Source organism: Pseudoalteromonas sp. S1608 (genome assembly GCF_005887265.1).
GTDB lineage: Bacteria > Pseudomonadota > Gammaproteobacteria > Enterobacterales > Alteromonadaceae > Pseudoalteromonas > Pseudoalteromonas undina.
In genome coordinates, this window is record NZ_PNDK01000078.1 from 1 (window position 1) to 1083 (window position 1083).

Annotated in this window: 2 tRNA genes; one reads left to right on the forward strand and one right to left on the reverse strand. The window is 38.6% G+C overall.

The features are described 5' to 3' along the window. Positions 1–110: 110 nt before the first annotated feature. Positions 111–186, reverse strand: a tRNA-Val gene (locus tag CWB75_RS18745). Between the two features lie 766 nt (positions 187–952). Here CWB75_RS18745 and CWB75_RS18750 point away from each other — a divergent pair. After that, positions 953–1028, forward strand: a tRNA-Ala gene (locus CWB75_RS18750). The last annotated feature ends 55 nt before the right edge of the window (positions 1029–1083 follow it).

Here is a 1083-nt window from a genome sequence, read left to right on the forward strand (position 1 = left end):
ACTGGACTTTAACCAGTGAACATAGCAATTACTTGTAAGTAAAATAATGCTCTCTTTTTCTGATTGGGTTAATAAACCTGTACAGAACTTAGATACGACATATTAAAATGTGGTGGGTGATACTGGACTTGAACCAGTGACCCTCGCCTTGTAAGGGCGATGCTCTCCCAACTGAGCTAATCACCCACATATAAACAACACCGCATTGCTGCGTTGTTGTGGGGCGCTATTATAGATAGACTTGTAAATGTGTCAACACTTGAATGATAAAAATGTGCTGAATGAAGCTTTTATAATCAATACAATGCAAATGGTGTTCACTTTATCAACAAGGTAACATAAAACGAACAATAAGCATGCATGGCTGGGCGCTAATGTAACTACATTCATATTCACTTGATAGGGCTCTGTTGCTTTTTAAGGATGAAAATTAATTCAATTTAGTGGTAATTGATTTGCCGAGCCAGGGTTGCAACCAAGAAATCAAAGTAAAGCTTTTTAGTGCAGATCATCCTGCCTATGTTATTCAATTGCTTAAACCACTCAAATTAACAAGTTGTTTATCGCTTAGCATAGTTAAGCTTTACAATTAGCATTTAATAAAATCCAGCTAGGCTATGATGGAAGTAGGCCTGTTTTAGGAGAAAAGCAGTGATAACTCAATTTGCATATAAATGTATACCTTTTTAGTCCGATGTGAATAGGTACTTTTAGTATTATAGGGTCGTTATGCTCAACTCAAACTTAAATGTGGCACACTTAACGAAGCTCATTGTTACTAAGTAGTATGAAAATCTACTTTTTAGCATGTATGATAGCCAGTTTGTTGAAAATTAAACCATTTAAATAATGTCGCACAAAAAACTGTTGACTTTATTTTGGGGGGTGCATAGAATGCGCCCCGCACTAAGCGATACACGACGTGTTTATCACAGAGCGTATTGAATAAGTTGGGGCTATAGCTCAGCTGGGAGAGCGCTTCGCTGGCAGCGAAGAGGTCTGCGGTTCGATCCCGCATAGCTCCACCAATTTTTAGTGTTTGTCCTAGGGTAGCAGTTTTCTGTGTCCCCATCGTCTAGAGGC